At 72.4% G+C, this 26844-nt stretch carries 16 protein-coding genes; 12 read left to right on the top strand and 4 right to left on the bottom strand.

The genetic code is table 11. The features are described 5' to 3' along the window. Positions 1–10 precede the first annotated feature (10 nt). The 3 genes from AB0G17_RS32140 (at position 11) to AB0G17_RS32150 (ending at position 3573) form a co-directional block, all read left to right on the top strand. Positions 11–586 carry a sigma-70 family RNA polymerase sigma factor gene (locus AB0G17_RS32140; RefSeq protein ID WP_067163238.1) on the top strand — a complete coding sequence of 192 codons (576 nt, stop codon included), beginning with the start codon at positions 11–13 and terminating at the stop codon, positions 584–586. 225 nt (positions 587–811) lie between these two features. Then, positions 812–2317, top strand: coding sequence for an IMP dehydrogenase (guaB, locus tag AB0G17_RS32145; RefSeq protein ID WP_361390300.1), 1506 nt, complete (start codon positions 812–814; stop codon positions 2315–2317). Positions 2318–2448: 131 nt separating this feature from the next. Then, complete coding sequence (locus AB0G17_RS32150) at positions 2449–3573, top strand: GuaB3 family IMP dehydrogenase-related protein (RefSeq protein WP_361390302.1); 1125 nt, start codon at positions 2449–2451, stop codon at positions 3571–3573. A 111-nt stretch (positions 3574–3684) separates the two neighbouring features. Here AB0G17_RS32150 and AB0G17_RS32155 read toward each other — a convergent pair whose 3' ends face one another. Next, positions 3685–4170, bottom strand: a complete 486-nt coding sequence (locus AB0G17_RS32155) for a hypothetical protein (RefSeq protein ID WP_361390304.1) — start codon at positions 4168–4170, stop codon at positions 3685–3687. 116 nt (positions 4171–4286) lie between these two features. Further along, the gene (locus AB0G17_RS32160; RefSeq protein ID WP_361390306.1) at positions 4287–5531 is read right to left on the bottom strand and encodes a nucleotide sugar dehydrogenase; all 1245 of its coding nucleotides are present in this window, start codon (positions 5529–5531) and stop codon (positions 4287–4289) included. A 219-nt stretch (positions 5532–5750) separates the two neighbouring features. Here AB0G17_RS32160 and AB0G17_RS32165 point away from each other — a divergent pair, with 219 nt between their 5' ends. Further along, positions 5751–7457, top strand: coding sequence for a glycerol-3-phosphate dehydrogenase/oxidase (locus AB0G17_RS32165; RefSeq protein ID WP_361390308.1), 1707 nt, complete (start codon positions 5751–5753; stop codon positions 7455–7457). A 13-nt stretch (positions 7458–7470) separates the two neighbouring features. Here AB0G17_RS32165 and AB0G17_RS32170 read toward each other — a convergent pair whose 3' ends face one another. Then, positions 7471–8532 (bottom strand): serine hydrolase domain-containing protein, encoded by a 1062-nt coding sequence (locus AB0G17_RS32170; protein WP_361390310.1) that lies wholly within the window; start codon positions 8530–8532, stop codon positions 7471–7473. 248 nt (positions 8533–8780) lie between these two features. Between AB0G17_RS32170 and AB0G17_RS32175 the strand changes: the two genes are divergently transcribed. The 7 genes from AB0G17_RS32175 to AB0G17_RS32205 all read left to right on the top strand — a co-directional run bounded on the left by AB0G17_RS32175 (position 8781) and on the right by AB0G17_RS32205 (position 23840). After that, the gene (locus tag AB0G17_RS32175) at positions 8781–10811 is read left to right on the top strand and encodes a serine/threonine-protein kinase (protein ID WP_361390312.1); all 2031 of its coding nucleotides are present in this window, start codon (positions 8781–8783) and stop codon (positions 10809–10811) included. A 106-nt stretch (positions 10812–10917) separates the two neighbouring features. Next, on the top strand, positions 10918–14646 hold the full coding sequence (locus AB0G17_RS32180; protein WP_361390314.1) for a serine/threonine protein kinase: 3729 nt from the start codon (positions 10918–10920) through the stop codon (positions 14644–14646). Between the two features lie 178 nt (positions 14647–14824). Further along, a complete protein-coding gene (locus AB0G17_RS32185; protein ID WP_361390356.1) occupies positions 14825–16408 on the top strand; it encodes a serine/threonine-protein kinase in 1584 nt (527 codons plus the stop codon). A gap of 296 nt (positions 16409–16704) precedes the next feature. Further along, positions 16705–18330: a serine/threonine-protein kinase gene (locus tag AB0G17_RS32190; RefSeq protein WP_361390316.1), complete on the top strand. Its 1626-nt coding sequence runs from the start codon at positions 16705–16707 to the stop codon at positions 18328–18330. 92 nt (positions 18331–18422) lie between these two features. Beyond that, entirely contained in the window at positions 18423–20078 is a 1656-nt protein-coding gene (locus AB0G17_RS32195) for a serine/threonine-protein kinase (RefSeq protein ID WP_361390318.1), read from the top strand. Between the two features lie 248 nt (positions 20079–20326). Beyond that, complete coding sequence (locus tag AB0G17_RS32200) at positions 20327–21943, top strand: succinic semialdehyde dehydrogenase (protein ID WP_361390320.1); 1617 nt, start codon at positions 20327–20329, stop codon at positions 21941–21943. Between the two features lie 70 nt (positions 21944–22013). Beyond that, on the top strand, positions 22014–23840 hold the full coding sequence (locus tag AB0G17_RS32205) for a GMC family oxidoreductase (RefSeq protein WP_361390322.1): 1827 nt from the start codon (positions 22014–22016) through the stop codon (positions 23838–23840). Positions 23841–24630: 790 nt separating this feature from the next. On the opposite strand, the gene AB0G17_RS32210 is transcribed toward AB0G17_RS32205, so the two are convergent. After that, a complete protein-coding gene (locus tag AB0G17_RS32210; protein ID WP_361390324.1) occupies positions 24631–24918 on the bottom strand; it encodes a chorismate mutase in 288 nt (95 codons plus the stop codon). Between the two features lie 310 nt (positions 24919–25228). Between AB0G17_RS32210 and guaA the strand changes: the two genes are divergently transcribed. Continuing rightward, positions 25229–26818 (top strand): glutamine-hydrolyzing GMP synthase, encoded by a 1590-nt coding sequence (gene guaA, locus AB0G17_RS32215; RefSeq protein WP_361390326.1) that lies wholly within the window; start codon positions 25229–25231, stop codon positions 26816–26818. Positions 26819–26844 lie beyond the last annotated feature (26 nt).

Here is a 26844-nt window from a genome sequence, read left to right on the forward strand (position 1 = left end):
CCATGGATCGATGCGCGACGACGAGCCAACGGTGATCGGTGCACTCGTTCACCGTGCCGTCGACGGCGACGAACAGGCCACGCATGACCTCTTGGCCCATGTTCACCCGCTCGCACTGCGCTACTGCCGCACCCGGCTGAACCGTCTGCCGGGTGATGCTCGCCACTTCGTGGAGGACCTCGCGCAGGAGGTCTGCGTGGCCGTGCTCATGGCGCTGCCGCGCTATCGGGACACCGGCAGGCCCTTCGAGGCCTTCGTCTTCGCCATCGCCTCGCACAAGGTCGCCGACCTCCAGCGGGCCGCGATGCGCCACCCGGGCTCCACGGCGGTGCCCTCCGACGAGATGCCGGAGCGCCCCGACGACTCACTGGGCCCCGAGGAGCGCGCGCTGCTCAGCAGCGACGCCGAGTGGGCCAAGAAGCTGCTCGCCAACCTGCCGGAGAACCAGCGCGAACTGCTGGTGCTGCGGGTCGCCGTCGGCCTCACCGCCGAGGAGACCGGCCAGATGCTCGGGATGTCGCCGGGCGCGGTGCGGGTCGCCCAGCACCGGGCGCTCAGCCGTCTGAGGGCGCTCGCCGAACAGTGACGTTGCGCACCCCGCGGCCTTCGGGGTGCGCCTCCTGGGCTCGTCTGTCCGGCCCGCGTACGACGCCTGAGCACGCACACGTACGACGCCTACGCGCGCGTAGCCGTATGCGGCGCGTCCGTGTGAACGTACAAAGAAGTCGGTTGATCTTGTTCATGGAATGAGACACCGCGCCAGCCCGTTAGCATGGACATCCGCACCGATCAAGGCCATGGGGAAGGTGTCATGACTGCAAACGTCGACGGAGTGCCCGACAAATTCGCGATGCTCGGGCTGACATACGACGACGTGCTGCTGCTGCCGGGCGCGTCCGACATGGCGCCCGACCAGATCGACACTTCCTCGTACCTCTCGAAGAACGTGAAGGTGAACGTCCCGCTGCTGTCCGCGGCGATGGACAAGGTCACCGAGGCGCGCATGGCCATCGCGATGGCCCGCCAGGGCGGCGCCGGCGTGCTGCACCGCAACCTCTCGATCGAGGACCAGGCCAACCAGGTCGACCTGGTCAAGCGCTCCGAGTCCGGCATGGTGACCGACCCGATCACCGTCCACCCGGACGCCACGCTGCGCGAGGCCGACGAGCTGTGCGCCAAGTTCCGCATCAGCGGCGTCCCGGTCACCGACCCGGCGGGCAAGCTGCTCGGCATCGTCACCAACCGCGACATGGCCTTCGAGTCGGACCGCACGCGCCAGGTGCGCGAGGTCATGACCCCGATGCCGCTGGTCACCGGCAAGGTCGGCATCTCCGGTGTGGACGCGATGGAGCTGCTGCGCCGCCACAAGATCGAGAAGCTGCCGCTCGTCGACGACGCCGGCATCCTCAAGGGCCTGATCACGGTCAAGGACTTCGTCAAGGCCGAGAAGTACCCGAACGCGGCCAAGGACAAGGACGGCCGGCTCGTCGTCGGCGCCGCCGTCGGTGTCGCGGGCGACGCCTACGAGCGCGCCCAGGCGCTGATCGAGGTGGGCGTCGACTTCATCGTCGTCGACACCGCCCACGGCCACTCCCGGCTGGTCGGCGACATGGTCGCCAAGATCAAGTCGAACGCGGCGGGCGTCGACGTCATCGGCGGCAACATCGCCACCCGCGACGGCGCCCAGGCGCTGATCGACGCGGGCGTCGACGGCATCAAGGTCGGTGTCGGCCCCGGCTCCATCTGTACGACCCGTGTCGTCGCCGGCATCGGCGTCCCGCAGGTCACCGCCATCTACGAGGCCTCGCTCGCCGCCAAGGCCGCGGGCGTCCCGGTCATCGGCGACGGCGGCCTGCAGTACTCGGGCGACATCGCCAAGGCCCTGGTCGCGGGCGCCGACACGGTGATGCTCGGCTCGCTCCTGGCGGGCTGCGAGGAGTCCCCGGGCGAGCTGCTCTTCATCAACGGCAAGCAGTTCAAGTCGTACCGGGGCATGGGCTCGCTCGGCGCGATGCAGTCCCGCGGCGACCGCAAGTCCTTCTCCAAGGACCGCTACTTCCAGGAGGGCGTCGCCTCCGACGAGAAGCTCGTCCCCGAGGGCATCGAGGGCCAGGTGCCCTACCGCGGTCCGCTCTCCGCGGTCGTCCACCAGCTGGTCGGCGGCCTGCGTCAGTCGATGTTCTACGTCGGCGGCCGCACGGTCCCGGAGCTTCAGACGAACGGCCGGTTCGTCCGGATCACCTCGGCGGGCCTCAAGGAGAGCCACCCGCACGACATCCAGATGACGGTCGAGGCGCCGAACTACACCAAGCGCTGACCACGCCCACGCGCGCGTGGACCGAGTGAGGGGCGGCACCGGAAATCCGGGGCCGCCCCTCGCCCGTAGGTCGGGGACACACATGTCGGGGATACTGGGACCGCAGACGTAGAGGGAAAGGCCCACACAACGTGACTGAGATCGAGATCGGGCGCGGCAAGCGCGGCCGCAGGGCGTACGCGTTCGACGACATCGCCATCGTCCCGAGCCGGCGCACCCGGGACCCGAAGGAGGTCTCGATCGCCTGGCAGATCGACGCCTACCGGTTCGAGCTGCCCTTCCTGGCCGCCCCGATGGACTCCGTCGTGTCGCCGCAGACCGCGATCCGCATCGGTGAGCTCGGCGGTCTGGGCGTGCTGAACCTCGAAGGCCTGTGGACCCGGTACGAGGACCCGCAGCCGCTGCTCGACGAGATCGACCAGATGGACGAGGACGCCGCGACCCGCCGCCTCCAGGAGATCTACGCGGCCCCGATCAAGGAAGAGCTGATCGGGCAGCGCATCAAGGAGGTGCGCGACTCCGGTGTGGTCACCGCGGCCGCCCTCTCGCCGCAGCGCACGGCCCAGTTCTCCAAGGCCGTCGTGGACGCCGGTGTCGACATCTTCGTCATCCGCGGCACGACCGTCTCCGCCGAGCACGTCTCGGGCGCGGCCGAGCCGCTCAACCTGAAGCAGTTCATCTACGAGCTGGACGTCCCGGTGATCGTCGGCGGCTGCGCCACGTACACCGCGGCCCTGCACCTGATGCGCACCGGCGCGGCCGGCGTCCTGGTGGGCTTCGGCGGCGGCGCCGCGCACACCACGCGCAACGTGCTCGGCATCCAGGTCCCGATGGCCACCGCCGTCGCCGACGTGGCCGCGGCCCGCCGCGACTACATGGACGAGTCCGGCGGCCGGTACGTGCACGTGATCGCGGACGGCGGCGTCGGCTGGTCCGGCGACCTGCCCAAGGCGATCGCCTGCGGCGCCGACGCGGTGATGATCGGCTCCCCGCTGGCCCGTGCCACGGACGCGCCCGGCAAGGGCCACCACTGGGGCATGGAGGCCGTCCACGAGGACGTGCCGCGCGGCAAGCTGGTCGACCTGGGCATCGTGGGCACCACCGAGGAGATCCTCACCGGCCCCTCGCACATCCCGGACGGCTCGATGAACTTCTTCGGCGCCCTGCGCCGCTCGATGGCCACCACCGGCTACAGCGAGCTCAAGGAGTTCCAGCGCGTCGAGGTGACGGTGGCGGACGCGCAGCACAAGCGCTGACACCCGCCGTACTACGTACGTCTTCGACGTACGTAGTACGTAGGTGAAAGGGCCCGGACCGTTCGACGGTCCGGGCCTGTCCTGTGTACGGCTTTCGCGGGTGTACGGCGGTTACGCGGCGGCCTTCTTGGAACCGGAGAACGCGGCGGCCGCGGCGATCGCGAAGAACAGGAACGACATCGGGTCGACGCCGGACTTCCAGCCGTCGTTCACGACGTCGAGGTGCTGGAACAGCAGTTCCGAGACGCTGACGGGAAGTTGCTTGGAGATGAGGATCGCCTCGCCGAGCAGCTGGCCCGCGTAGACCGCGGCGAGGGCGAGGACCGCGCTGAGCACCGGCAGGGCGGGGTTGCGCCCGCCGACCTTGCCCGAGGCCCAGCCGATCAGGAAGCCGACACCGACGGCCGCGTAGCCGATCTCGTGCTCGGTGCCGCCGATGATCGCGCCGTAGACGCCCGCGCAGACGACGGCGGCGGCGATCGCGGTGATCAGCCCGCCGGCGAAGTTGTCGCGGACCGGTGCGGGCGGCGGGACCGGGGCGAAGCCAGGGAACTCCGGCTGGGGCTGCTGCTGCGGTGGCGGAAAGGACTGGCTCATCTTCGGATCCCCCCGAGGTAAGTGAACGCGAGCCCGTGTGTGCGCACGGCTGTGCGATCGGGCGACCCGAAGAGTAGCAACCGGCCGGGCGTGGCGCGGCCCGGATGTCCCGGGGGTCACAGCCGGTGTGCGGCGCCCCCGGGGGTGACGCCCCGGGTGTCGAGCAGCAACTGCGCCTTGACCGAGAGCCCTTGGAGGTCGTACGTGCGGTGGGGCTGGAGCAGCACCGTGAGGTCGGCGTGGGCGGCCGCCTCGTAGAGCGAGTCCGCGCGCGGTACGGGCTGGTCGCGCACGCGCCAGTCCGGCACGTACGGGTCGTGGTAGCTCACCGCCGCGCCGAGGTCGATGAGCCGGCCCGCGATCTCGGCGGCCGGGGAGCCCTCCAGGTCGGCGAGGTCGGGCTTGTAGGTGACGCCGAGCAGCAGCACGCGCGCGCCCCGGGCGGACTTGCCGTGCTCGTTCAGCAGCGTGGTGGAGCGCTGGATGACGTACCGCGGCATGTGCGCGTTGATCTCCCGGGCCAGCCCCACCATCCGCAGGCCCGTGTACGGCAACGGGGTCGGGTCGAGCGGGACGCCGTGGCCGCCGACGCCCGGGCCCGGCCGGAACGGCTGGAAGCCGAACGGCTTGGTCTCGGCGCACCGGATGACGTCCCACAGATCCACGCCCATGTCGTGGCAGAGCACGGCCATCTCGTTGACCAGTGCGATGTTGACCTGGCGGTAGTTGGTCTCCAGGAGCTTGGCCATCTCGGCCTCGCGGGTGCCGCGCGCGCGGACGACCTTGTCGGTGATCCGGCCGTAGAACGCGGCGGCGGACTCGGTGCAGGCGGGGGTGAGACCGCCGATGACCTTGGGGGTGGCGGCGAAGCCGTGGGTGCGGTTGCCGGGGTCGAGGCGGCTGGGGGAGTAGGCGAGGTGGAAGTCGCGCCCGGCCCGCAGCCCCGAGCCCGCTTCGAGCAGCGGGCGCAGGAAGTCCTCGGTGGTGCCGGGGTAGACGGGGGACTCCAGGATGACGGTGGTGCGCGGGCGCAGCCGGGCCGCGAGCGTGCGGGCCGCGTCGGCGACGGCGCTCAGGTCCAGGGTGCGGTCCGCGCCGAGCGGGGTGGGGGCGCAGATCACGGCGGTACGGACCCGGCCGAGCGCGGCCGGGTCGGTGGCGGTCCGGAAGCCCCCCGAGAGCATCCGGCGCAGCTCGGCGGCGGTCAGGGAGCCGTCGACCGGGGGGCGCCCGGCGCGGAGGTCGGTGAGGACCCGGGGGTCGGTGTCGTGGCCGACGGTCTCGATGCCCGCGGCGGCGGCGGCCTGGGCGAGGGGCAGGCCGAGGTGGCCGAGTCCGATGACGGCGAGGTCTGCGGGCATGCGGGTGACCGTCCTTCCCATAACCGGAGGGGACATGGCGCGCAAGCCCTGTGGACAGAATGGGCGGACGCAATGTCAGACTAAGAGTAAATATGACCGTTATGCCGTATTGCGGGCCCGGGGTTGTCCGAGTGTTGTCCACAGGCGGTGGCCGATGTCGGTGGTCGCGTCCAGAATCGAGTGTGTGAGCCAGACCACCCCGATCAACGGGAGGCACCCGTGAGGACAGCGACACTGGGACCGGTGCAGCGCGCCGAGGCGCTCGCCGCCATGGCCGAGCGCGAGCTCGACGTGCTGGTCGTCGGCGGCGGGGTGGTCGGCGCGGGCACCGCGCTGGACGCCGCGACCCGAGGACTGTCGACCGGCATCGTCGAGGCGCGGGACTGGGCCTCGGGCACGTCCAGCCGGTCGAGCAAGCTGATCCACGGCGGGCTGCGCTATCTGGAGATGCTGGACTTCGCGCTGGTCCGTGAGGCGCTGAAGGAGCGCGGGCTGCTCCTGGGGCGCCTCGCCCCGCACCTGGTGAAACCGGTGCCGTTCCTCTACCCGCTCCAGCACAAGGGCTGGGAGCGGTGGTACGCGGGCTCGGGCGTGGCGTTGTACGACGCGATGTCGGTCTCGTCCGGCCACGGCCGGGGCCTGCCCGTCCACCGTCACCTCACGCGTCGCGGCGCCCTGCGGGTCGCGCCCTGCCTGAAGAGGGAAGCGCTGGTCGGGGCGTTGCAGTACTACGACGCGCAGATGGACGACGCGCGCTTCGTGGCCACCTTGGTGCGGACGGCCGCGAGTTACGGGGCGCAGGCCGCCAACCGGGCCCGGGTGACCGGGTTCCTGCGCGAGGGCGAGCGGGTGGTCGGGGCGCGGGTGCGCGACGTGGAGGGCGGCGGGGAGTACGAGGTCCGCGCCAAACAGATCGTCAACGCGACGGGGGTGTGGACCGACGACACGCAGGCGATGGTCGGCGAGCGCGGCCAGTTCCACGTCCGGGCCTCCAAGGGCATCCATCTGGTGGTCCCGAAGGACCGGATCCACTCCACCACCGGCCTCATCCTGCGCACCGAGAAGTCGGTGCTCTTCGTGATCCCCTGGGGGCGCCACTGGATCGTGGGCACGACCGACACGGACTGGGACCTGGACAAGGCCCACCCCGCGGCCTCCAGCGCGGACATCGACTACCTCCTCGAACACGTCAACTCGGTGCTCGCGGTGCCCCTGACCCGCGACGACGTCCAGGGGGTCTACGCGGGCCTGCGCCCGCTGCTCGCCGGGGAGTCGGACGCCACCAGCAAGCTCTCCCGCGAGCACACGGTGGCGCACCCGGTGCCCGGCCTCGTGGTCATCGCCGGCGGCAAGTACACGACGTACCGGGTGATGGCGAAGGACGCGGTGGACGAGGCGGTGCACGGCCTGGACCAGCGGGTCGCGGAGTGCGTCACCGAGGACGTGCCGCTGCTCGGCGCGGAGGGCTACCGGGCGCTGTGGAACGCACGGGCGAGGATCGCCGCGCGCACCGGGATCCATGTGGTCCGTGTGGAGCACCTGTTGAACCGGTACGGATCGCTGACCGAGGACCTCATCGAGCTGATCGTGGCCGACCCCTCGCTGGGTGAGCCGCTCAGCGCGGCGGAGGACTATCTGCGGGCCGAGATCGTCTACGCCGCCTCGCACGAGGGCGCCCGCCACCTGGACGACGTGCTGACCCGGCGCACCCGGATCTCCATCGAGACCTTCGACCGGGGCACGCTGTCGGCCCGGGAGTGCGCGCAGCTGATGGCACCGGTCCTCGGCTGGGACAACAAGCAGATCGAGAAGGAGGTGGAGCACTACGAGAAGAGGGTGGAGGCCGAGCGCGAGTCGCAGCGCCAGCCGGACGACCTGACGGCGGACGCGGCGCGGCTGGGCGCGCCGGACATCGTGCCGATCTAGGGAGGAACCTGGGCTAGGGGGTAGGAGTAGGGCAGAACTCGCTGTCGAGCAGGGAGAGTTCGAGGGAGGGGCTGAGAGCGATGTCCTGGTTGATACGGAAAACGGCGGTGTGGCGGCCGTCGACGGTGGCGGCCGCGCGGACCAGGCTGCCGGATATGTGGCCGTTGTGGCCCCAGACGGTGAGGCCGCAGGAGAGCCGCCGCGGGTAGACGCCGAGGCCGTAGACACCGTGGGTGGCGGCGGTGTCGAGCAGTTCGCGCTGCTGGGGCGCGGGCAGCAGGTCACCGCCGAGCAGGGCCGCGTAGAAGCGGCTCAGGTCGGTGAGCGTCGATATGAGTTCACCGGCGGCGCCCGCCTGGCGCGGGTCGAGGTCGGTGACGTCGCGGCCGTCGGGCGAGTACGCGCGGCTGTGCGGGGAGGGGAGCGTGGTGCGGGCGCCCGGGAAGGAGGTGCCGGTGAGACGGAGGGGAGTGATGATGCGACGTTCGGCCTCGGCGGCATACGTATGGCCGGTGACCTGCTGAACGACCATGCCGAGGACGACGTAGTTGGTGTTGGAGTAGGCGTAGGTGCCGAGCGGCCCGGGGGAGTGGGCGAGCGCGATGCGTACGGCTTGTGAGGGGGTGAGGGGAACCGGGACGGTGCTGTCGGCCGTGTAGGGGAACAGACCGCTGGTGTGGGAGAGCAAGGAGCGCAGGGTGAGGTGGCGGCCGTCGTTTCCATGGCCGCGTATCAGACCCGGCAGATGCTGTTCCACCGTGTCGTCGAGGCGCAGCCTGCCCTCGGCGGCGAGCTGGAGCACCACCGTCGCGACGAAGGACTTGGTGACGCTGCCCGCCCGGAAACGGTCGTCGCGGCCGAGCCCGGATCCTGCCGTGCCGAAGCGGGAGCGGTGGCCGTCGTCGGTGAGCAGGGCGGCGGCCGGGGCGCCCGTGCCGGTCACCAGCCGTGCCAGCGCCGTGGTCTGCGGGCCCTTCAGGCCGGTGCGGTCCGGGCGGTCCGGCTCGCCCGGCGTGCCCAGGCCGCAGAGCAGCACGGCCAGGGGCATGGCGAGCAGTGCCCGGAGTGTCGGCATCGTGGTGGTCCCCCTTCCCGAGCCATCTTGGCGGACGGCGGACCCGGGACAATCATTGGTCCCGACGTGAGAGACAATGGTCGCTCTGCCAGGGCGGGTGCCGCTCCCCCGGGGGCCAACCCCCGGACCCCCGGCAGGAGAAGCAGGTCGGAGCGGTGAACCGGGCCGCCTCACGAGGCAAGTTGCGGGGAGCCGTCGGCCGGGAAGCGGTCGGTGGGGGCGCGGATCAGGGATCGCAGAGGGGACGCATGTCGGAGGCGGAGCAGTCGCGGGAGCCCCAGCGGGACGGGCGGAAGGAGTCCGGCGGTAAGGCCGAGGGCCGACTCCTGGCCGATCGGTACCGGCTCGGGGATGTGCTCGGCCGTGGAGGCATGGGCACGGTCTGGCGTGCCGTCGACGAGACGCTGGGCCGTACCGTCGCCGTCAAGGAGCTGCGCTTTCCCAGCAGCATCGACGACGACGAGAAGCGCCGGCTGATCACGCGTACCCTGCGCGAGGCCAAGGCGATCGCCCGGATCCGCAACACCAGCGCGGTGACGGTCTACGACGTCGTGGACGAGGACGACCGGCCGTGGATCGTCATGGAGCTCGTGGAGGGCAAGTCGCTCGCCGAAGCGGTGCGCGAGGACGGGGTGCTGACGCCGCGCCGGGCCGCCGAGGTCGGGCTCGCCATCCTCGACGTGCTGCGCTCCGCGCACCGCGAGGGCATCCTGCACCGCGATGTGAAGCCGTCCAACGTGCTGATCGCGGAGGACGGCCGGGTCGTGCTCACCGACTTCGGCATCGCCCAGGTCGAGGGCGACCCGTCCATCACCTCGACGGGCATGCTGGTCGGCGCGCCCTCGTACATCTCGCCGGAGCGCGCCCGCGGCCACAAGCCCGGCCCGGCCGCCGACCTGTGGTCGCTGGGCGGCCTGCTCTACGCGTGCGTGGAGGGCGTTCCGCCGTACGACAAGGGCTCCGCGATCGCGACGCTCACCGCGGTGATGACCGAGCCGGTGGACCCGCCGGCGAACGCGGGACCGCTCCTGGAGAAGGTCATCTACGGGCTGCTCGCCAAGGACCCGGAGCAGCGGCTCGACAACGAGGCGGCGCGGGTGCTGCTCACCGAGGTGCTGCACGCCCCGGAGCGGGCCGTGCGGGCGCCGGAGCCGGCGTCCGAGGTGACCCGGGTGGTCGCGCTGCCCCCCGTGCCGGGCGAGACCAAGGGCGAGGCGGGTGCCAAGGCGAAGGAGGTGGCCGACGCGGCCGCCGACCGGATGCGCGGCGCGTTCAAGTCCGTGCGGAACGCGGCGGTGGCGGCGCAGACCACGGCCAAGGAGAAGGCGAAGGACAAGGCCAAGGACAAGGCGGTGGCCAGGACGGCCGCCGCCGGGCCGCTCGCTTCCGCCGGGGCCGCGCCCGTCGCGCCGCCGGCGCGGTCCGGGCCGCCCGCGCCGGTGCGGGCCCCGCTCACCGATGTCGTCCCGCGCCGGACGCTGGTGATCATCGCGATCGTCGCGGCGCTGGCCGTGCTCGGGACGGTGCTCGCGGTCGCGTTGAGCGGCGGCGGTGACGACAAGGGCAAGGGCAAGGGCGGCAAGAGCGACAACAAGGCGTCGAGCGGCGCCACCGCGGGCGGCGACGGCAGCGGCAAGAGCAAGACCGGCGGCACCCAGGGCACCGGCCAGGGCAACGGCCAGCAGCAGGGACAGGGTCAGACCCAGACGCAGGGTCAGACTCAGGGCCAGACCCAGGGCCAGACCCAGGGTCAGAGCGGCGGCAGCACGTCCGCGTCCCCCCAGACTCCCGGGACCGGAGGCAACGGGGCGGGAGCCGGGCTGCCCAATGGGTACTCGACGGTCACCGACGGCGACTTCCACTTCTCCATGGCCATGCCCGCCGGGTTCCACCGCACCGGCATAGCCGGGTCCAACTCCGGCGGCATATACAGCGCCAACGGCGGCTTCCCGCGCATCCAGGTCGACTTCAACGCCAAGCCGACCGACGACGCCCGGCGGGCCTGGCTGGAGCTCGCCGGCGCGGTCGCCGGGAGCAGCAGCAACTACCATCTGCTCGGCATACAGAAAGTCGACTACAAGGGGTACCCGACGGTCGCCGACTGGCAGTTCGAGCGGGAACAGGGCGGCGAGCGGGTACGGGTACTCAACCGCGGCTTCAAGGTCGACGGGTCGCACGGCTACGCGATCATGATCACCTGCAAGGCGGCCGAGTGGGACGCCGACGCGTGCGTGACGCTGCGCAAGACGGCGTTCGACACGTTCAGCCCCAAGGACTGAGCAGGCCACGTATCGTGAGAGCTCGCGAACCGTACGCAGCCACAAGGGGCCGGTAATCGACCGGAATTGACGGGTTCGGGGGAACAGCGCGCTGTGGGGAGGCGTCGTGGACGACTACGCGGGTCGGGTGCTCGCCGACCGCTATCGGCTGCCGCTGCCTTCCTCCGACGAGTACGAGCCCGTTGAGACCCGGGCCTTCGACACCTACAGCGGCCAGGAAGTCCTGGTGCGGCAGGTGCCGTTGCCGGAGGTCGTGGACGCGGAGGTGCAGGGCGCGGACGGGCGGTACGGGGACGGGCGGGACGGATACGGCGCCGGAGCGGCGCGGCGGCCCGCGGACCCCGCGCTGCGGCGCGCGATCGAGGCGGCCCAGGCGGCCGCGCAGATCCCCGACCACCCCCGGCTCGACCAGGTCTTCGACGTCTTCGCGGAGGACGGCTCGCTGTGGATCGTCAGCGAGCTCGTTCTGGCCCGGCCACTGGCCGCGCTCCTCGCCGAGCAGCCGATGGCACCGTACCGGGCGGCGGAGGTCGCCTCCGACGTACTGACCGCGCTGCGCGTGCTGCACGCGCACGGCTGGACGCACCGCAACATCACCGAGCGCACGGTGTTGATATGCGACGACGGCCGCGTGATGCTGACCGGCCTGGCGGCCGGCGCGGCGGAGGAGGCGCTGTGCGGCTACGTGGTGGTGCCGCCGCCACCCGGTGAGGAGAGCGACGACTTCGGCGTGCCGGGGGAGGCGGCGGACGCGGCTGAGGCCGCGTGGCCGGATGCCCTGGGCTACGCGGATGCCCCGGGCTACGCGGATGCCCCGGGCTACGCGGATGCCCCGGGCTACTCGGGCGCGCCGGGCTACCCGGATGCCCAGGACTCCGCGGGCTCCCCGGGCCCGGCGGGTTACCCCGGCTACCCGGATGCCTCCGACCCCACGTTCCGTTCCGGCTACCCGGATGCCTCCGATCCCACGAGTTCCTCGGGCTACCGGGACGCGCCGGGCTACCCGGACCCGCCGGGCTACCCGGAAGCCCTGGGCTCCTCGGGCTCCCCGGAGACCCCAGGTTCCCCGGATGCCCCCGACCGCACGGGTTACTCGGGCTACCGGGATACCCCGGGCTCCGCCGGCCCCACGGGATACCGGGATGCTCCGGACTCACCGGGCGCCCCCGACTCCCCAGCCACCCCGGACTTCCGCGGCCCGGACGGGTTCTCCGGCCGTCCGGACCCGCTGCCCAGTGGCCCGCGGCCCGCTGTGCCCCTGCCCTCCACCAGGGCGCCGGCCCTGCCCGCAGGATGGTCTCCGGCGGGGCCGCAGAGCGGTGACGCGCAGGGTGATGCGCAGGGCGATGAGCAGGGTGGTGGCCAGGGCGGGCCGCCCGGTGCCCAGCCGGGGGCTCAGCGGGGATCTCAGCAAGGGGCTCAGCAGGGCGGGGTGGACGCGCCCCGTGCCGGTGCGTCCTCCGGGGCCGCGCGGGCCGGAGCCATCGCGGCGTACCGGGCCGGGGCGCGGGCCGCCGCGCGCGTGGACGACGACGGGGCGGCGCTGCCGGTGCAGCGGGCCGAGCTCACTCAGGCCGAGTTGGACGAGGCCTGGCGCGAGGCTGCCGACCAGGGCATGTACGACCCGGTGAGCGGGACCCGGGTGCCGCGTACGCCTGCGGCGGGATCCGGGGCGTCCTCGGCGGCCAGTCCGTACGCCGTGGAGGAGGGCCCGGACTCGGGGCGTACGCGGCGTGCGTACGACCCGGTGACGGGGCGCTGGGTCCCGCGCCCCGCGCAGCAGCCCCGCCCGGCAGGCACGTCGGACTCGCACCCCGAGGCCTCCAGCCGTCCGACGCCACAGCTCGGCCCCGGCCGCCCGGCAGGCGCTTCCGACCCGTACTCCGAGGCTTCCGGCCGTGCGACGCCACAGCTCGGCCCCGGCCGCCCGGCGGGCACGCCCGACCCGTACTCCGAGGCTTCCGGCCGTGCGACGCCACAGCTCGGCCCCGGCCGCCCGGCAGGCACGTCGGACTCGCACCCCGAGGCCTCTGGCCGTCCGACGCCGCAGCTCGGCCCCGCCCACCCCACCAGCACGCCCCACCCCCAACTCCCCCGCCTCGAAGTCCCGCACGCGCAGCAATCGCACCCCCGCCAGCCATCGCACCCCACCCAGCCCCCGCACCCCGACCCGTCCCGCCCCGGCCCAGCCCGGCCCAGCGTGCACCGCCAGCCCCCCGCCACCACCGGCCCCCGGCCCTCCGCCGATCCCCGGCCCGCGCCTCCGCAGGCCGTGGGGGCCGGGGCTGAGGCGTTGCGGGCCGATGCTCGGCGGCAGACGCATGTCAGCGTGCCCGTGGCCGCCCGGGAGGGCCGTGGCTGGGAGGCGGCCGTTCCGGAGCGGCACGGGAACGGGTACCGGGGGCCCGCCACGCGGCTCGCCGCCGAGCGGGCGCGGCAGACGCGGATCGCCGTCGTCGGGGCCGTCACCGAGCGGTGGGCGCCCGAGCAGGCCGGGCCCGTGCACGAGAACTGGCGCCTCGCGCCGCCGATCGGGCCCGCCACCGATCTGTGGGCGCTGGGCGCGCTGCTCTTCCGGGCCGTGCAGGGACACGCGCCGTACCCGGAGGAGAGCGCCGTCGAGCTGGTGCAGATGGTGTGCGGCGAGCCGCCCGCGTTCGCCGAGGAGTGCGGCCCGCTGCGGCCGGTCGTCGAGTCGCTGCTGCGCCAGGACCCCACCGAGCGCCCGGACTTCGAGGAGCTGCGCGGCTGGCTGCGTTCGATCGTGCGGTCCGCGCCCGAGCCTGACGCGGGCACCGAGATCGTCCCGCTGCCCGCGCCCGACGCGACCCGGCTGCCGATCGTGCGGCGCCGGGGCGAGCTCGTCCGGCGCCGCCGCGGGGGCTCCGGCGAGCACGGCCGCCACCGCCAGCAGCGCCGTACGCAGCCCCGCAGGCTCGATCGGCAACAGGACAGGCGACAGGACCGGCGTCCGGACCGGCGATCGGACCGGCGATCGGACCGGCTGGTCGCGTCCGATATGCCCGAAGGGCTGGGCCGGTCCACGCCGCTCACGCCCAACTCCCGCACGCCCAACCCCCGTACATCCAACCCCCGAGCGTCCGCCACGCGCACGCGCACGCGTACCCGCGCGCCCCGCTCGCTCGGCCGCACCCTCGTCCTGCTCGTCCTGTTACTCCTCGCCGCCGCGCTCGCGTACGCCGTGTTCTTCATGCCCAAGGCCGGGACGAAGGACAGGGGCGAGGCCGACAACGGGGGCGCCCCGTCCGCCCGTACGAGCGCGAGCGCGCCGCCGGGCACCCCCGCGCCCAGTACGTCCCCCCGCTCCGGCACGCCCTCGACGCCGCAGACGCAGACCACCGCGCCAGGCGGACAGCCGCCCGCCAAGGGGTATGTGCTGCGCACCGACCCTGAGGGGTTCCGGACCGCGGTCGACCCCTCCTTCCAGCGGCGACCCATCAACGACGCCGGACAAGTCCGTTATGTCGGCGGTGACTTCACGCTGCTCATGGTGCCCGGCCGGGACGCGGTCAAGGACGTCGGCGGCGACCCGCTCGCGTACCAGCGGGACAAGGAGCGCGAACTCCAGCCTTTCCGGGATTCGGCCTGGGCCACCGCGACGGGTCTGCGGCGGGTCGACATCGGCCAGAAGGTCACCGCCGAGGGGCAGTTCACCTGGCGTGACAGCACCGGTCGCACGGTTTACGTCCGCAATCAAGTGACCATCATCAATGGTCGGTATCACGCCATTCTCGTCATCGGTCCGGAGTCGCAGCGGGACAAGGTGACCGAGATCTACACGCAGGCCACGGCCGCTTACAGCGCCACTCGTTGACCCTTCATAGGTTGCCTCAGACACATACCCTTTGGTAGGTACGTCACAAGGTGCCCCCGAGGTTCCCTGGCTGGAATCCGCTCCGTAACCTTGCCCCTTAAGAACCGGCCGGGCGGGGGACGTGGAACAGAACCAGAGCAAGAGCGGCAAGGGCGCGGAAGCGGTGGCGACAGGGTTGCTGCTGGCCGGGCGCTACCGGCTCGGCGACACGATCGGCCGCGGCGGCATGGGCAAGGTCTGGCGCGCCCACGACGAGGTCCTGCACCGCACGGTGGCCGTCAAGGAGCTGACCGCCGCGCTGTACGTGGCGGAGGCCGACCGCGTCGTGTTGCACGCGCGTACGCAGAAGGAGGCGCGGGCCGCCGCCCGCATCACCCACCCCGGCGTGGTCACCGTCCATGATGTGCTCGACCACGACAACCGCCCCTGGATCGTGATGCAGTACGTCGACGGGCCCTCGCTCGCCGACGCCGTCAAGGCCTCCGAGACCGGGCGGATCGAGGCCCGCGAGGCCGCCCGCATCGGACTGCACGTCCTGGGCGCCCTGCGCGCCGCCCACGCCGCGGGCGTACTGCACCGCGACGTCAAGCCCGGCAACGTCCTGCTCGCCCGCGACGCGCGCGTGCTGCTCACCGACTTCGGCATAGCCGCCATCGAGGGCGACTCCACGATCACCCGCACGGGTGAACTGGTCGGCTCCATCGACTATCTGGCGCCCGAGCGGGTACGAGGAGGACAACCCGGTCCCGCCTCCGACCTGTGGTCCCTCGGCGCCACGCTCTACACGGCAGTCCAGGGCGAGTCGCCCTTCCGCCGCTCCTCGCCCATCTCCACCATGCAGGCCGTGGTGAACGAGGAACCGCCGCCCGCCACGCACGCGGGCGCACTGGCGCCGGTGATCACCGCTCTGCTGCGCAAGGAGCCCGAGGACCGCCCCTCGGCCGAAGAGGCCGAGCGGATGTTCCTGGAGGCGATGGAGGGACGCGAGCCCAAGTCGGCGCACGAGTACGTGCCGACGCGCCAAGTCTCCGAGGCCGAGCTGCGGGCCGCCACCGCTCCGGCGGGCGCGTCCGGGACGGTCCGGACCCCCGCTCCGGAAGCGGTCGCCCCCGCTCCCGTGCGCCCGGCCCGCCGAAGGCGCGGGCGGACCGTCGCGTTGGTGGTCGTGCTCGCGGCCGTCCTCGGCGGCGCGGCCGGGCTCGCCGCGCTGAAGTACCGCGACAGCGGCGGCGACTCGGGGGCCACCGCCACGTCCCAGTCGCCCGCCGCCAATCCGGGCAAGAAGCCCAAGGGCGACGCGTCCGTGCCCGAGGGCTGGAAGCGGGTGAAGGACCCGGCCGGGTTCACCCTCTTCGTGCCCGAGGGCTGGCGCCGCCAGATGGACGGCAAGGAGGTCGACTACACGCCGGACAACGGCCGTCACTACATCCGTGTCAGCGTGGGCAAGCCCGACTTCGAGAACCCGTACATGCACCAGCTGAACCTGGAGAAGGCGCTGGAGAAGCGGCTGCCCAAGTACCAGCGGGTGACGCTGCACTCCAACACCTTCCGGGACCAGGTGAACTCCTCGCTCTGGGAGTTCACGTACGTGGAGAAGAAGGGCTTCCCGGGCAAGCGGCACGCGATCGACCAGATGTACTTCGCCGACGGCGGCGCCGCCGAGTACGCGGTCTACATGTCGGGGCCCGAGTCCGACTGGGCGACGACCCGTGAGCAGTTCGACACGGTGCTGCGCGGCTGGCAGCCGCCGCCCCTGCGCTGAACCGCATGCCCCTGCGCTGAACCGCATGCCCCTGCGCTGAACCGCGTGCCCCCGCGCTGAACGCCATGCCCAAGCGCTGAACGCCATGCCCAAGCGCTGAACCGCACGCCGCCGCGCTGAACCGCGATCAGTCGCACCGAACGGCAGCCGGCTCAACCGGACCGCAGTCAGCAGAGCCGGACCGCAGCCGACAGAGCCGAACCGCAGTCAACAGAGCTGAACCGCAATCAACCGCGCCGACCGAACCCGGGCCCGTGCGGCATGATGGCCGTAGGACCAAGGAGCGAGGGGAAGCGGTGCCCGCACCATCCAGTGATCCGCGTGATGGCGCGGCCGAGGACCGTCTCATCGCCGGGCGTTACCGGCCGACGGCCCGGCTCGGCCGTGGTGGCATGGGAACCGTCTGGCGCGCCACCGACCAGCTCCTGGGCCGCCAGGTCGCCGTCAAGGAGCTGCACACCGACACCGGCGCCCCGGCCACCGCCGCGCTGCGCGAGGCCCGGGCCGTGGCGCAGTTCAAGCACCCGCACGTCATCGTCGTCCACGACGTCGTCGAGGAGGACGGGCGCTCGTACATCGTGATGGAGCTGGTCGAGGGCGGCTCGCTCGCCGACCGGCTGCGCACCCGGGGCCCGGTCGACGCCCCCGAGGCGGCCCGGATCGGCATCGCGCTGCTGGGCGCGCTGAGCGCCGCGCACCGCCAGGGTGTGCTCCACCGCGACCTCAAGCCCGCCAACGTCCTCCTGGAGGAGGGCACCGGCCGGGTCGTGCTCACCGACTTCGGCATCGCGCAGCTGCCGGGATCCACCACGATCAGCGAGGACGGGGCCTTCGTCGGCTCGCCCGAGTACACCTCGCCGGAGCGGATGCACGGCGCCGCCGCCGGGCCCGAGTCCGACCTGTGGTCCCTCGGCGTGCTGCTGTGCGCCGCGCTGACCGGGGAATCCCCCTTCCACCGTGACTCGTTGGGCGGTGTGCTGCACGCCGTGGTCACCGACGAGATCCGCCCGCCCGAGGCCGCCGGACCGCTGCTGCCGGTCGTGCGCGGACTCCTTGAGCGCGACCCCGCGCGCAGGCTCTCCGCCGACGGGGCGCGGGAGCTGCTGCGCGCCTACGTGGCGACCGGCTCCACTCCCGTCGCGCCGAGGCACTACACGCCGACCGAGCGGGTCGCCGTGGCGCAGCCGGCGGGCAGGTCCCGGACCAGGACCGCGCTGATCGCGGCGGCTCTCGTCGTCGTCCTCGCCGGCGCCGGCGCCGCCGCCGCGATGCTGCTGAGAGGCCACGACGGCGACGGCGGCGGACGGGCCCAGGTGGCGACGGGCGGCGGCACGACGGCGACGGTCACCGCGTCCGCGTCCGCACCCACGCCCAAGTCCCCCTCCGCGCCCGCGTCCGCTTCCGCCTCGGTCGGGTCCGAGCCGCCCGTCCCCACCGTGACGGTCACGCGCTCCGGCGAGCCGGTCCCGGCCGGCACCGCGCCCGCCGGGTACCGCCACGTCCGCGACCCCGACGGCTTCAGCCTCACGGTCCCGGCGGGCTTCGTCCGTACCACCGACGACCGACGGGTCTTCTACGTGTCGCCGGACGGGACCTTCCGCCTCGGCATCCGGCTGCAGAACTCCGTCGCCGGCGGCCCGCTCGGCGTCATGCGCGACGCCGACGCCAACGGACCCACCACCAACCCCGGTTACCGGGGCGGCAAGGTCGTCGCCACCACCCACCAGGGCCATGACGCGGCGCTGTGGGAGTTCACCTGGGACGGCTTCAGCAAGACCGAGGGGCCCCGGCACACCTACGACGAGTGCTGGGACGAGAACGGGAAGATGTACGACGTGTGGGTCTCGGCGCCGGTCGCGCGGCTCGACGAGGCCAAGCGGCACTTCGACACGGCGCTCGACTCCTTCACGCCGTCGGCCTGATCCGTCGGCATCCGCTCGTGGCGGTGTCACGGGTCCGCATCCCTCACGCCCCTCGGTTGGTGCCGGCACGGGCCGTTCGACAGGATGTGCGCATGACGAACGATGGGGGACGGGCGAACGAGCCCACCAGCTACGGCCTCCGGCCGCCGCAGTCCGTACCGCAGGCGCAGCCGGCGCCCGAACGGCCGCCCGTACCACGGCAGTACGAGCCCACGCAGCAGGTCACCGGTGGGGACGCGACGTCCGCGTCGGGTGCGGGCCGGACGCTCGGTGGCCGCTACCGGCTCGTCGACCGCCTCGGCCACGGCGGGATGGGCACGGTCTGGCGGGCCCACGACGACGTGGTGGACCGCGACGTGGCGGTCAAGGAGCCGCGCGTGCCGGACCACCTGGGCGAGCGTGAGCGCGCCACGGTCCATCTGCGGATGCAGCGCGAGGCGCGGGCCGCCGCCCGGATCGACCACCCCTCCGTGGTCACCATGCACGACGTGGTCGTCGAGGACGACAAGCCGTGGATCGTCATGGAGCTGGTGCGCGGCCACTCGCTCGCCGACCGGCTCCAGGAGGGCACGCTCGACGTCCGCGAGGCCGCCCGGATCGGGCTCGCGGTGCTCGGCGCGCTCTCCGCCGCGCACGAGGCGGGCGTCCTGCACCGCGATGTGAAGCCCGCCAACGTCCTGCTGGGGCGCGGCGACCGGGTCGTGCTCACCGACTTCGGCATCGCCCAGGTCGAGGGCGAGCAGGGCCTCACCGAGACCGGCGGATTCGTCGGCTCGCCCGAGTACATCGCCCCGGAGCGGGTGCTCGGCCAGCGGCCGGGCCCGGAGTCCGACCTCTGGTCGCTCGGCGTGGTGCTGTACGCGGCGGTCGAGGGCGTGTCCCCGTACCGGCGCAGCAACACCCCCGCCACCCTCCAGGCCGTCCTCTCCGCCGAGCCGCAGATGCCGGCCCGGGGCACGGGCGCCTTCGGCACGCTGGTGATGCAGCTGCTGCGCAAGGACCCGGCGGCGCGGCCCGGCCCCGCAGAGATCCGCCAGACCCTGGAGTCGGTCGCGCATCCGGCGCCCGCCTCGCTCGCCGCGACCCGGCTGCTCGCGGGCGCGGGCGCGGCCGAGGGGCTGCGCACCTGGGTCCCGCCGGTCCTGGCCCGCAGCCGGCGCGCCCGGTACGGCCTGGGCGGCGGGGCGCTCGCGGTGGCGGCGGCGCTGGTGCTCGCCCTCGTCGAGCCGTTCAGCGGCGGAGGGCTGCCGTCCGGCTGGCAGGTGCGGCCGGAGACCGAGGTGCTCAACGCGGACGTGGCGGTGCCGGGGGACTACCGGCGGGTGCAGTCCGACAAGATCGACGCGCTCTGGTACTACGACCCCAGCGGGATCTTCGAGATCGACTTCTGGCGCACCGACACCGGCAAGGAGAAGGAGGCCGTCGGGGGTTCGGTCACCGACTGGAAGGCGCACTACACCGAAGGCGGCGACGCCAAGACGGAGATGCGGGACGCCAAGGTGACCTCCAAGAAGACCACGTTCCAGGGCAAGGAGGCCGCCGAGCTGGTCACGGAGTACGTCCCGTACAGCACGTCGACGAGCGCGATCGATCCGTACCGCTTCACCTACTACGAACTGCTCGTCCCCGGGAAGGGTTCGGTCTACTGGCGGATGCGGGTGAAGGCGCCCGCCGGCGGGCAGGCCGCGAAGGACGGCGCGAAGCTGTTCGCACAGGTCCGTGACGGGCTGGAGATACACGGCCTCTGAAGCGGCCTCTGAAGCGGCCTCTGAAGCGGCCTCTGAAGCTGCCTCCGAGGCGGCCTCCGAAGCGGCCTCCGAAGCGGCTTCCGAGGCAGGCCTCCGAAGTCGCTCTCTGGGCACAACGCAGTCGCTCTCCGGGCACAACGCGCTGATCAGCGCTTATGTCGCCAGTGGTCGCTGGCGCGGTGGGAAGGGTTCCGAAAAGTGTTACCGGCGGGTACCCAAACCGCCGTGCCCGGCATACGCTCGCTCCCATGACGGACTCGCAGGCCACGCCCACCAGCACCCGTACGAACCCGGTCGCCGCCGCCCCGGCGGGCGCCCGCACCGCCGCCGATGTGGTCACCCCGGAGGTGGTCGCCAGGCTCACCCGGGGAGTGGCCGGCTCCGGCCGTACGGCCAACCACACGCCGTTCACCGGCGACAAGCTGGCCGACCTGCCCGAGTCCACGCCCGACGACGTCGCCGGGGCGTTCGCCCGCGCCCGCGCCGCGCAGCCCGCCTGGGCCGCGACCCCGGCCCGGCAGCGCGCCGCCGTCCTGCTGCGCTTCCACGACCTGGTCCTCGCCCGTCAGGCCGAAGTCCTCGACCTGATCCAGCTGGAGACCGGCAAGGCGCGCCTGCACGCGCACGAGGAGGTCCAGGCCGTCGCCGTGGCCGCGCGCCACTACGGGCGCAAGGCGCCCGCGTATCTGCGGCCCAAGCGGCACACCGGTGTGGTGCCGACCCTCACCAAGGTCACCGAACTGCGTCAGCCGCGCGGTGTGGTGGGGCAGATCGCGCCCTGGAACTACCCGTTCGAGCTGTCCGTCGGCGACGCGCTGCCCGCCTTCGTCTCCGGCAACGCCGTGGTGATGAAGCCCGACACCGAGACCGCGCTCACCGCCCTGTGGGCCCGTGACCTGCTGATCGAGGCGGGGCTGCCCGCCGAGGTGTTCCAGGTGGTCCTCGGCGAGGGCCCGGTCGTCGGCCCCGAGGTCGTCAAGCACGCCGACTACGTCTCCTTCACCGGCTCCACCCGCACCGGCCGCGAGGTCGCCCAGGGCGCGGCGGCCCGACTGGTGGGCGTCTCGCTGGAGTTGGGCGGCAAGAACGCGATGCTGGTGCTGCGCGACGCGGACGTGGAGAAGGCGGCGGCGGGCGCGGTCCGCGCCTGCTTTTCCTCGGCGGGCCAGCTCTGCATTTCCATCGAGCGGCTGTACGTCCACGAGTCGATCGCGGACGCCTTCGTCGAGCGGTTCGCCGCCCGCACGAAGGCGATGCGGCTCGGCAACTCCCTCGCGTACGGCGCCGACATGGGCTCCCTCGTCGGCGAGCGCCAGCTGGAGACGGTGACCCGGCACGTCGAGGAGGCCGTCGCCAAGGGCGCCCGGCTGGTCGCGGGCGGCGTCGCCCGCCCCGACATCGGCCCGCTCTTCTACGAGCCGACCATCCTCGACGGGGTGGAGGCCCCGATGGCCGTCTGCACCGAGGAGACCTTCGGCCCGGTCGTCTCCCTCTACCGGTTCACCGACGAGGACGAGGTGATCGAGGCCGCGAACGCGACCCCGTACGGCCTCAACTCCTCGGTCTGGACGAAGGATTCGCGGCGCGGCCACGAGGTCGCCGCGCGGTTGCGCACCGGTACGGTCAACATCAACGAGGGGTACGCGCCGGCCTACGGCAGCGTCCAGTCCCCGATGGGCGGCATGAAGGACTCCGGCCTTGGCCGGCGCCACGGCTCCGAGGGCATCCTCAAGTACACCGAGGCCCAGACCGTCGCCCAGCAGCGCGTCCTGCCGCTCGCGCCGTCCTTCGGGATGGACGACGAGAAGTACGCCGCGTTCATGAGCCGAAGCCTCAAGGCGATGAAGGCCCTGCGCCTGCGCTGACCCCCCGCCCGTTCCCTGTTCCGCCCCGCCCTTTCTGTTTCGCCCTTTCTGTTGCGTACGAGGAGAGCCGATGCCCCAGGAGACGCGCGCCCGGAATGAGGAACTCCACCCGGACGACGACTCGTCGTACGAGTACGACGTCCTCGTCGTCGGCTCCGGCTTCGGGGGCTCGGTGACGGCCCTGCGCCTGACCGAGAAGGGCTACCGGGTGGGCGTCCTGGAGGCGGGCCGCCGCTTCACGCCCGCCACGCTGCCCAAGAACTCGTGGGACATCAAGAACTACCTCTGGGCGCCGAAGCTGGGCATGTACGGGATCCAGCGCATCCATCTGCTCGGCAACGTGATGGTGCTCGCGGGCGCGGGGGTCGGCGGCGGGTCGCTGAACTACGCCAACACGCTCTACGTACCGCCGAAGCAGTTCTTCGACGACCCGCAGTGGAAGGACATCACCGACTGGCAGGAGGAGCTGACCCCGTACTACGAGCAGGCCAAGCGCATGCTCGGGGTCCGGCTCAACCCGACCATGACCCCCTCCGACGTCCACCTCAAGGCGGCGGCGCAGCGGATGGGCGTGGGCGACACCTTCCACATGGCGCCGGTCGGGGTGTTCTTCGGGGACGGCCAGGACGCGGACGGTACGGCCAGGGCGAAGCCGGGGGAGTCGGTCGCGGACCCGTACTTCGGCGGGGCGGGCCCGGACCGCAAGGCGTGCACCGAGTGCGGCGAGTGCATGACCGGCTGCCGCCACGGCGCCAAGAACACCCTCAACGAGAACTACCTCTACCTCGCCGAGAAGGCGGGCGCGGTCGTGCACCCGATGACGACGGTCATCTCGGTCACCGACGACTCGCAGGGCGGGTACGCGGTCGCCACGCTGCCCACGGACAACCGCAAGAAGGCCCCGGGCCGCCTCTTCAAGGCGCGGCGCGTGGTGATCGCGGCCGGCACGTACGGCACCCAGACCCTGCTGCACCGCATGCGCTCGGGCGGCCAGCTCCCGTACCTCTCCAAGCGGCTCGGCGAGCTGACCCGCACCAACTCCGAGGCGCTGGTCGGGGCGCAGACCAGCAACCGCCGCTACCGCAAGGCGCACGGCGCGGCCAAGGCCGACTTCACCCGCGGCGTGGCCATCACGTCCTCGGTCCACCCCGACGAGAACACCCACATCGAGCCGGTCCGCTACGGCCGGGGCTCGAACGCGATGGGCGGCATGTCGATCCTCCAGGTCCCGTACGCGGAGGGCTCCTCGCTCGCGCTGGGCTGGCTGGCGAACGCGGTGAAGCACCCCGGGCTGCTGGCCCGCTCGCTCAGCAACCACCGCTGGTCGGAGCGGACCATCATCGGCCTGGTGATGCAGTCGCTGGACAACTCCCTGACGACGTATCTGAAGCCGGACGGCGTCGGCAAGGGCCTGCTCACCGCCCGCCAGGGCCACGGCGCGCCCAACCCGAAGCAGATCCGGGCGGCCTCGGAGGCGGCGACCGCGATCGCCGCCGAGATCAACGGCTTCGCCGGCTCGAACGTCGGGGAGCTGATGGGCACCCCGCTGACCGCGCACTTCCTGGGCGGCTGCCCGATCGGGGCGTCGGCGGAGGAGGGCGTGATCGACCCGTACCACCGGCTCTACGGGCACCCGGGCATCTCGGTGGTCGACGGCGCCGCCGTCTCGGCGAACCTGGGCGTGAACCCGTCGCTGACGATCACCGCGCAGGCCGAGCGGGCGATGTCCCTGTGGCCGAACAAGGGTGAGACCGACCCGCGCCCGGCCCAGGGCGAGCCGTACGTACGGGTCGCGGCGGTGGCGCCGAAGGCTCCGGCGGTCCCGGCGGACGCGTTCGGCGCGCTGCGGCTGCCGTTCCTGGGGATGCCGGCGGTGCCGCCGAAGGACGCCGAGTAGATCAACTTCGGCCAAACGGAAAACGAGGAGCGCTGCACCCCCCTCCGAGTGCAGCGCTCCCCGCTCGTCCGTGGGCCGCGCGCCGAAAACAGGCGGGGCCGTTGGTTCCGCAAGGATGACCAGCCAATCCTGTCAATGGTTGTCCCAGGACTCACAGGATTTTTATGTGCTCCCTGTCACACCGCTGGTCGCGGGGGCCGCGCCGGGGTGTTCGGATCACGCCAAAAGCGGAGGCAAAGGGAACCGGTCGGCGATGGAAGCCGTACGCGGCCGCGCCCCGGCAGAGCGAAGGGCCCCGCTTCGGGTCATCCGTCCTGGGGATGGCTCGCGGGGCCCTTGGCCGTCAGCACCGACGTCAGGGCAGCGTCGGTGCTGCGGGGAGCGGCGCCGGGGGGTAGCGACGCCGGTGGCTGAGCGCGGGTGGCCGATCCGGCGCGCGGGGGGCGCACGGGTGGTGTCGACCACTGGCAGTCGCTCTGCGCAGTGAGGGGACTTTGTCTCTGCATCGTGCGGTATGGGCTGCGGACCGCGCAACCGTCTGGACCGGATGCGGCCGGCCCCGGGCGTCCCCGGCGCCGACCGCTCTTTAAGGGGTGACCGGGCTGCTGTCCCCTGCCGACCGGTCACGCGCGCTGGGGCGAGGTCCCACGACGCGCCGTCGGCACGTCACACGCTCCAGCGGTGCCACGCGTGGTTTTTTCGGGCCCGCCCCTGGCTGGCACGGACACCCGGACCAACGAAGTGGGGCACCGGCCGGTCACGGCGCCGGACGGGTGAGGCTGGGCCGAACTCAGATCCGGCCCCGGCACAGCTCCAGCATCGTCATCGCCAGCGCGGTGCCGGGCCTGCCCAGGGCGTCGCGGTAGTGGGCGAGGACCTCCATCTCGCGGTTCAGGTTCACCCGGCGCCCGCCGGAGGCGATCCGGGACTCCTGGATGACGGCCGAGACGGCCATCCGTTCCTGGATCAGACCGATGATGCGGTCGTCGAGCGCGTCGATGCGGTCCCGGGCGCCGGTGATCACGGCGGCGGCCTCGTCGGTACGGGCGCCGGTCTTCTCGGCCTGGGTGGTGGTCATGCTCGGGGCTCCTCGGTATCGGGTGAGGCGGCCCCGGAGCGGCAAGGCCCGGAAACAACAGAACGCCCCGGGCCTTGTCGGCCCGGGGCGCCTGGGAAGTCGCTTGTCAGCTCAAGCAGCACGACCATGGCAGCCGGACGGGCCGGTGCCATAGGTAAAGACGAAGGTCTGGTGCTTGCGCATGGCGACAGTATGGACCGGCCGCCCCGGGCCGGGCCAATCCCGGTTCGGATGGTGAGACGGAAGGTCCCGCGCCGCACCCCGGTAGAATCGACAATTACCGACCCCTCCCACCGCCGGAAGGCCGCCAGTGTCCTCAGCGTCCCCAGCTGCCGCGCCCGCATCCAACCCGGACGTAGTCCTCGTTGTCGACTTCGGCGCGCAGTACGCCCAGCTCATCGCCCGCCGCGTCCGTGAGGCCCGGGTCTACAGCGAGATCGTGCCCAGCACGATGCCCGTGGCCGAGATGCTGGCCAAGAACCCGAAGGCGATCATCCTCTCGGGCGGCCCCTCGTCCGTGTACGCGGAGGGCGCCCCGCGTCTGGACCGCGAGCTCTTCGAGGCCGGTGTCCCGGTCTTCGGCATGTGCTACGGCTTCCAGCTGATGGCGACGACGCTCGGCGGCACCGTCGACGACAACGGCGCGCGCGAGTACGGACGTACGCCGCTGCACGTCACCAAGGCCGGCTCCACGCTCTTCGAGGGCACGCCCACCGAGCAGTCGGTGTGGATGTCGCACGGCGACGCCTGCTCGGCCGCGCCCGAGGGCTTCACCGTCACCGCGTCCACGGACGTCGTGCCGGTCGCCGCCTTCGAGAACGACGAGAAGAAGCTGTACGGCGTGCAGTACCACCCCGAGGTGATGCACTCCACGCACGGCCAGCAGATCCTGGAGCACTTCCTCTACCGGGGCGCGGGCATCGAGCCCACCTGGACGACGCACAACGTCGTCGAGGAGCAGGTCGCCCTCATCCGCGAGCAGGTCGGCACCAAGCGCGCCATCTGCGGCCTGTCCGGCGGCGTCGACTCCGCGGTCGCCGCGGCCCTCGTACAGAAGGCCATCGGCAACCAGCTGACCTGCGTGTACGTCGACCACGGCCTGATGCGCAAGGGCGAGACCGAGCAGGTCGAGAAGGACTTCGTGGCCGCCACCGGCGTCCAGCTGAAGGTCGTCGACGCGCAGGAGCGGTTCCTCACCGCGCTCGCGGGTGTCTCCGACCCGGAGACCAAGCGGAAGATCATCGGCCGTGAGTTCATCCGCGTCTTCGAGCAGGCGCAGCTGGAGATCCTCCAGGAGGAGGGCCCCGAGGTCGCCTTCCTCGTCCAGGGCACGCTCTACCCGGACGTCGTGGAGTCCGGCGGCGGCACCGGCACCGCGAACATCAAGTCGCACCACAACGTGGGCGGCCTGCCCGACGACATCGAGTTCGAGCTCGTCGAGCCGCTGCGCAAGCTGTTCAAGGACGAGGTCCGCATGGTCGGCCAGGAGCTCGGCCTGCCGGAGGAGATCGTCCAGCGCCAGCCGTTCCCCGGCCCCGGCCTGGGCATCCGTATCGTCGGCGAGGTCACCAAGGACCGCCTCGACCTGCTGCGCGAGGCCGACGCCATCGCCCGCGAGGAGCTGACGGCGGCCGGTCTGGACCGCGAGATCTGGCAGTGCCCGGTCGTGCTGCTCGCGGACGTCCGCAGCGTCGGCGTCCAGGGCGACGGCCGCACCTACGGCCACCCGATCGTGCTGCGCCCGGTCTCCTCCGAGGACGCCATGACGGCGGACTGGACGCGCATGCCGTACGACGTGCTGGCGAAGATCTCGACGCGTATCACCAACGAGGTCGCGGACGTCAACCGCGTGGTTCTCGACGTGACGAGCAAGCCGCCGGGCACGATCGAGTGGGAGTGACCTCGGCATGAGCCGATCGGCGCCGC

Source organism: Streptomyces sp. NPDC023838, assembly GCF_040639555.1.
GTDB lineage: Bacteria > Actinomycetota > Actinomycetes > Streptomycetales > Streptomycetaceae > Streptomyces.

Bases quoted from the DNA above. Each gene is read 5' to 3' on its own strand.
- AB0G17_RS32200 (WP_361390320.1), top strand. From the start codon at position 20,327: ATGACGGACTCGCAGGCCACGCCCACCAGCACCCGTACGAACCCGGTC.
- AB0G17_RS32175 (WP_361390312.1), top strand. From the start codon at position 8,781: ATGTCGGAGGCGGAGCAGTCGCGGGAGCCCCAGCGGGACGGGCGGAAG.
- AB0G17_RS32170 (WP_361390310.1), bottom strand. From the start codon at position 8,532: ATGCCGACACTCCGGGCACTGCTCGCCATGCCCCTGGCCGTGCTGCTC.
- AB0G17_RS32155 (WP_361390304.1), bottom strand. From the start codon at position 4,170: ATGAGCCAGTCCTTTCCGCCACCGCAGCAGCAGCCCCAGCCGGAGTTC.
- AB0G17_RS32210 (WP_361390324.1), bottom strand. From the start codon at position 24,918: ATGACCACCACCCAGGCCGAGAAGACCGGCGCCCGTACCGACGAGGCC.
- AB0G17_RS32140 (WP_067163238.1), top strand. From the start codon at position 11: ATGCGCGACGACGAGCCAACGGTGATCGGTGCACTCGTTCACCGTGCC.
- AB0G17_RS32195 (WP_361390318.1), top strand. From the start codon at position 18,423: ATGACGAACGATGGGGGACGGGCGAACGAGCCCACCAGCTACGGCCTC.
- AB0G17_RS32205 (WP_361390322.1), top strand. From the start codon at position 22,014: ATGCCCCAGGAGACGCGCGCCCGGAATGAGGAACTCCACCCGGACGAC.
- AB0G17_RS32160 (WP_361390306.1), bottom strand. From the start codon at position 5,531: ATGCCCGCAGACCTCGCCGTCATCGGACTCGGCCACCTCGGCCTGCCC.
- guaB (WP_361390300.1), top strand. From the start codon at position 812: ATGACTGCAAACGTCGACGGAGTGCCCGACAAATTCGCGATGCTCGGG.